Origin of the sequence: Aeromonas sobria, from assembly GCF_000820145.1 — a bacterium.
In the GTDB taxonomy this organism is placed as follows: Bacteria; Pseudomonadota; Gammaproteobacteria; order Enterobacterales; family Aeromonadaceae; genus Aeromonas; species Aeromonas sobria.
Genome location: NZ_CDBW01000040.1, coordinates 1 through 3,344 on the forward strand (window position 1 = coordinate 1; position 3,344 = coordinate 3,344).

The window sequence follows — 3,344 nt, forward strand, 5'->3', positions numbered from 1 at the left end:
GTGTTGCGACCAACAAGATGTTGCTGGATTGGAGGTCATGATGCTAGCCCAAGAGGCTGGGCTACGTGATGGCATCACCATCCCTTGGCATGGGCCTAATGGCCAAGTAGGGCTGCTCTCGCTCATCACGCGTACACCCCGCACGGAACATCAATGGCTGAGTGCGATCCCTTTTCTGAGCTGGTTGGCGACACATATATTCGAAGCCGTTGCTCGAGTTTGTCTGTCATATACGGTGCCTCGTGAGCCATTGAGCCAGCGGGAGCTGGAGGTATGCCAGTGGGCGGCGGAGGGCAAGCAGGTCAGCGATATTGCCAAGATCCTGGGTATTACACCTCGGACGGTGACCTTTCACCTGGAACGTATTGTGGAGAAGCTGGGGGCTAACAGCAAAAATCAGGCAATCTCTTTGGCCCTGAAGCAAGGGATGGTCAGGCTAAATCTCGATACAGCACAAGTGCGAAATATTGATGGTTAAGGTTGTTTATGCTGACTTGAGCAAAAGGTTGCCCTGTTCTTGGTGGAATGGACTGGGTGTACAACGTTTATCAGTTGATTTAATCCGTTTGGGCAAGATATTGCTCAGATTGAGATGGTTGACATAGAGTTTTAATTGTAAGCGGTTGATAAATAACAGATATAAAAAGTGGCATGGTCACTGCTAAAGGTTGGTTGAGTGCTATCTCGTTTAACCAACCTATTTAGGAGCAACCACATGCCAACTCCATGTTATATCAGCATCCAAGGTAAAACCCAGGGCAACATCACCGCTGGTGCCTTCACCTCTGACTCCGTCGGCAACATCTTCGTACAAGGTCACGAAGATGAGATGCTGGTGCAAGAGTTCCAGCACGTTGTCACCGTACCGACTGACCCACAATCTGGCCAGCCTGCCGGTCAGCGTGTCCACAAGCCGTTCAAGTTCACTGTTGCCCTGAACAAAGCCGTGCCGCTGATGTACAACTCCCTGGCCTCCGGCGAGATGCTGCCGAAAGTGACCCTGAAGTGGTACCGCACCTCCGTTGAAGGCAAGCAAGAGCACTTCTTCTCTACCGTGCTGACCGATGCCACCATCGTTGACATCGACTGCCAGATGCCCCACTGCCAAGACCCGGCGAAGTCTGACTTCACCCAGCTGATCCAGGTCTCTCTGGCATACCGCAAGATTGACTGGGAGCACACCGTTGCCGGTACCTCTGGTGCTGACGACTGGCGTGAGCCTATCGAGGCATAAGCCTCCCTTGTTCTTACTTTGGCATTCCTTGTAGTAAATCTTGTACTGTCTGGCCGGTGTGCAACCGGCCTATCAGCCCTTGCTTTCTCCGGTCGGCCTTTGGCTGCCGGAGCTTTTATGTTTTGCCATCCCCCTGTTCTGACGCTTTTGGCGGAGTGATAGCAAAGCACACAAGAGGTTTGAATTATGTGTCCCTCCATTGCACTGCTCGGTGACATCGGCACCGACCACGATGGCTTCCCACCGACCCCGGTGATTGCCGCCAGTCCTGATGTCTTCCTTGATGGCAAGCCTGTAGCTCGTCAGGGTGACCCGCTCGCGCCGCACGACAAGCCCAACAGTCCACCCCACCCACGCTGCATTGCCGGTGGTGTGGGGTCGGTGTTGGTGAACGGCAAGCCTATCGCTGTCACCGGCACAGCGGTGGATTGTGGTGGTGTGGTGATTGGTTCGGGCAGCGGGCAAGCAGGATAAGGAACAAGGTCATGGCACAGAGCACAGGATTACAATTCACCGTCAAGGTTGGCGCACTGGCTGACAACACCTTTGCGGTCGCGAGCTTCAAGCTGGATGAGGGCTTGAACAGCCCGTTTAGCCTCAAACTGGAGGTGGCCAGCCAGCAACCGGACATCGACTTTGGCGCCGTACTGGACCAGCCCTGTGAGCTGCTGGTGTGGTACAACGGCGAGCTGCAACGCAGAGTGTGCGGGGTAGTGAGCGAGTTCGCCCAAGGGGATAGCGGCTTTCGCCGCACCCGCTATCAGCTGCAAGTCAAACCGGCCCTGTGGCGGTTGGGCCTGCGCCAGAATTCCCGCATCTTCCAGGCGCAAAAGCCCGACGAAATCCTCAGCATCCTGCTGCAAGAGCACGGCATCACCGACTACGCCTTTGCCCTGAAAAACGAGCACGCCCAGCGCGAATACTGCGTCCAGTATCGCGAGACTAACCTCGACTTTGTGAACCGCCTTGCTGCCGAAGAGGGGCTCTTCTACTTCCACGAGTTCGAAGCAGGCAAACATCGCATCGTGTTTGCCGACGATGCGGCGGCATTGACCCAAGGCCCAGAGCTCTTCTTCAACCTTGGCAACCGTTCGCTGGAACAAGGCCCTTATGTTCGTCAGTTCCACTACCGCGAATCGGTGCGCCCCTCGGATGTGGAGCTCAAAGACTACAGCTTCAAAACCCCGGCCTATGGCCTCTCCCAGAAGAAGATGGGGGCAGAGCTCGAGCATCAACGGGATACCTACCAGCATTTTGACTATCCGGGCCGTTACAAGCAGGACGGCAGCGGCAAGGCCTTTGCCCAGCACCGGCTCGATGCCCTGCGCAATGACGCTGTGGCAGGCAGTGGCAAGTCCAACAGCGCGGCTTTGCTGCCGGGTCAGCACTTTTCACTCACCGAACACCCCAACGGCAGCCTCAACACCGACTGGCAAATCGTCCATATCCGCCACACCGGAGAGCAACCGCAGGCGCTGGAAGAAGAGGGCGGCAGCAGCCCGACCGTCTACCACAACGAATTTGGCGTAGTGAAGGCGAGTACCACCTGGCGGGCCCGCATCGGCAGCCCCGAGGCCCCCCACAAGCCGATGGTGGACGGCCCGCAAATCGCTATCGTAGTTGGCCCCGAAGGTGAAGAAATTTACTGCGATGAGCATGGCCGGGTCAAACTGCAGTTCCCGTGGGACCGCTACGGCTCAAGCAACGACCAGAGCTCCTGCTGGGTGCGGGTGAGCCAGGGCTGGGCCGGTGGCCAATACGGCATGATGGCCATCCCGCGAATTGGCCATGAGGTCATCGTCTCATTTCTGGAAGGGGACCCCGACCAGCCCATCGTCACGGGTCGTACCTATCACGCCACTAACCGGCCACCTTACGACTTACCGGCGAACAAGACCCGCACCGTGCTGCGTACCGAGACCCATCAGGGCGAGGGCTTCAACGAGCTGCGTTTTGAAGACCAGGCGGGGCAGGAAGAGATTTACATCCACGGTCAGAAAGACCTGAATGTGCTGATAGAGAACGATGCCGCATGGCACATCAAGCATGACCAGCACACCGACATCGACAACGAGCGGGTCACCCGCATCAAGGCCAACGACCACCTGAC

4 protein-coding genes are annotated in these 3,344 nt (G+C 56.9%); all 4 read left to right on the top strand.

Annotated elements, in window-relative coordinates:
• Positions 1 to 478: helix-turn-helix transcriptional regulator (locus BN1135_RS17255; RefSeq protein WP_042023169.1), on the top strand; the 478-nt coding region annotated here is incomplete at its 5' end.
• Between the two features lie 237 nt (positions 479 to 715).
• On the top strand, positions 716 to 1,234 hold the full coding sequence (gene hcp1 / locus BN1135_RS17260) for a type VI secretion system effector Hcp1 (RefSeq protein ID WP_042023172.1): 519 nt from the start codon (positions 716 to 718) through the stop codon (positions 1,232 to 1,234).
• A gap of 186 nt (positions 1,235 to 1,420) precedes the next feature.
• On the top strand, positions 1,421 to 1,708 hold the full coding sequence (locus BN1135_RS17265; RefSeq protein WP_042023175.1) for a type VI secretion system PAAR protein: 288 nt from the start codon (positions 1,421 to 1,423) through the stop codon (positions 1,706 to 1,708).
• Positions 1,709 to 1,719: 11 nt separating this feature from the next.
• On the top strand, positions 1,720 to 3,344 hold a 1,625-nt coding region (locus tag BN1135_RS17270; protein ID WP_042023179.1), incomplete at its 3' end, for a type VI secretion system Vgr family protein.

Bases quoted from the DNA above. Each gene is read 5' to 3' on its own strand.
- hcp1 (WP_042023172.1), top strand. From the start codon at position 716: ATGCCAACTCCATGTTATATCAGCATCCAAGGTAAAACCCAGGGCAAC.
- BN1135_RS17265 (WP_042023175.1), top strand. From the start codon at position 1,421: ATGTGTCCCTCCATTGCACTGCTCGGTGACATCGGCACCGACCACGAT.